Origin of the sequence: Mesorhizobium sp. Primo-A (assembly GCF_003997175.1) — a bacterium.
GTDB classification, from domain to species: Bacteria; Pseudomonadota; Alphaproteobacteria; order Rhizobiales; family Rhizobiaceae; genus Mesorhizobium; species Mesorhizobium ciceri.
Map to the genome: position 1 here is coordinate 272,501 of NZ_RZTG01000010.1, position 2,500 is coordinate 275,000.

The 2,500-nt window shown below is 53.8% G+C and carries 1 rRNA gene (only partly in view); it reads left to right on the forward strand.

Features of this window, described 5'->3' with window-relative positions:
* Positions 1-2,500 (forward strand): 23S ribosomal RNA (locus tag EOC83_RS20260) (it extends past both window edges: 279 nt to the left, 43 nt to the right).

Below are 2,500 nucleotides of genomic sequence, written 5' to 3' on the forward strand. Positions count from 1 at the left end.
GGAAAGGACATCAACCGAGACTCCGGAAGTAGTGGCGAGCGAACCCGGACCAGGCCAGTGGCGATTGAGAGACAAGCGGAACCTTCTGGAAAGTAGGGCCATAGTGGGTGACAGCCCCGTACGCGTAATGCAATCAATCGTCCTCGAGTAAGGCGGGACACGTGAAATCCTGTCTGAAATTGGGGGGACCACCCTCCAAGCCTAAGTACTCGTGCATGACCGATAGCGAACTAGTACCGTGAGGGAAAGGTGAAAAGCACCCCGACAAGGGGAGTGAAAGAGTACCTGAAACCGATTGCCTACAAACAGTGGAAGCCCAAGGTTCGTCCTGGGTGACCACGTACCTTTTGTATAATGGGTCAGCGACTTAGTGTGACGAGCAAGCTTAAACCGCTAGGTGTAGGCGCAGCGAAAGCGAGTCTGAACAGGGCGTTCAGTTCGTCGCATTAGACCCGAAACCGAGTGATCTAGCCATGAGCAGGTTGAAGGTAAGGTAACACTTACTGGAGGACCGAACCCATAACTGTTGCAATAGTTCGGGATGACTTGTGGCTAGGGGTGAAAGGCCAATCAAACTCGGAAATAGCTGGTTCTCCGCGAAATCTATTTAGGTAGAGCGTCGACCGAATACCCCAGGGGGTAGAGCACTGGATGGGCTAGGGGTCCTCACCGGATTACCAAACCTAACCAAACTCCGAATACCTGGGAGTACTAGTCGGCAGACACACGGCGGGTGCTAACGTCCGTCGTGAAAAGGGAAACAACCCTGACCTACAGCTAAGGTCCCCAAGTTATGGCTAAGTGGGAAAGGATGTGAGGATCCCAAAACAACCAGGATGTTGGCTTAGAAGCAGCCATCATTTAAAGAAAGCGTAACAGCTCACTGGTCTAAATAAGGGTCTTTGCGCCGAAAATGTAACGGGGCTAAAGCCATACACCGAAGCTTAGGGTTTGGTCCGCAAGGGCCAAGCGGTAGCGGAGCGTTCTGTAAGCTGATGAAGCCATACCCGTGAGGGGTGGTGGAGGTATCAGAAGTGCGAATGCTGACATGAGTAACGTAAGGGGAGTGAGAGACTCCCCCGCCGAAAGACCAAGGGTTCCTGCTTAAAGCTAATCTGAGCAGGGTTAGCCGGCCCCTAAGACGAGGCGGAAACGCGTAGTCGATGGGAACCACGTTAATATTCGTGGGCTTGGAGGTAGTGACGGATCATTGAGGTAGTCCAATCTTATCGGATTGAACGGGCTGCTGCGTGGTTCCAGGAAATAGCTCCTCCTTATAAACCGTACCCGAAACCGACACTGGTGGTCTGGTAGAGTATACCAAGGCGCTTGAGAGAACTATGCTGAAGGAACTCGGCAAATTGCACGCGTAACTTCGGAAGAAGCGTGACCCTTTTCTACGCAAGTAGAGGAGGGTGGCACAGACCAGGGGGTAGCGACTGTTTATCAAAAACACAGGGCTCTGCGAAGTCGCAAGACGACGTATAGGGTCTGACGCCTGCCCGGTGCTGGAAGGTTAAGAGGAGGGGTGCAAGCTCTGAATCGAAGCCCCAGTAAACGGCGGCCGTAACTATAACGGTCCTAAGGTAGCGAAATTCCTTGTCGGGTAAGTTCCGACCTGCACGAATGGCGTAACGACTTCCCCGCTGTCTCCAGCATAGACTCAGTGAAATTGAATTCCCCGTGAAGATGCGGGGTTCCTGCGGTTAGACGGAAAGACCCCGTGCACCTTTACTATAGCTTTACATTGGCATTCGTAGTGGCATGTGTAGGATAGGTGGTAGGCTTTGAAGCCTGGGCGCCAGCTCAGGTGGAGCCACCCTTGAAATACCACCCTTATTACTATGGATGTCTAACCGCGGCCCGTTATCCGGGTCCGGGACAATGTATGGTGGGTAGTTTGACTGGGGCGGTCGCCTCCTAAAGAGTAACGGAGGCGCGCGATGGTGGGCTCAGAACGGTCGGAAATCGTTCGCTGAGTGCAATGGCATAAGCCTGCCTGACTGCGAGACTGACAAGTCGAGCAGAGACGAAAGTCGGTCATAGTGATCCGGTGGTCCCGCGTGGAAGGGCCATCGCTCAACGGATAAAAGGTACGCCGGGGATAACAGGCTGATGACCCCCAAGAGTCCATATCGACGGGGTTGTTTGGCACCTCGATGTCGACTCATCGCATCCTGGGGCTGGAGCAGGTCCCAAGGGTATGGCTGTTCGCCATTTAAAGCGGTACGTGAGTTGGGTTCAGAACGTCGTGAGACAGTTCGGTCCCTATCTGCCGTGGGTGTAGGAATATTGAAAGGATCTGTCCCTAGTACGAGAGGACCGGGATGGACGGATCTCTGGTGGACCTGTTGTGGCGCCAGCCGCATAGCAGGGTAGCTATATCCGGACGGGATAACCGCTGAAGGCATCTAAGCGGGAAACCCACCTTAAAACGAGTATTCCCTGAGAACCGTGGAAGACGACCACGTTGATAGGCCGGGTGTGGAAGAGCGGCAAC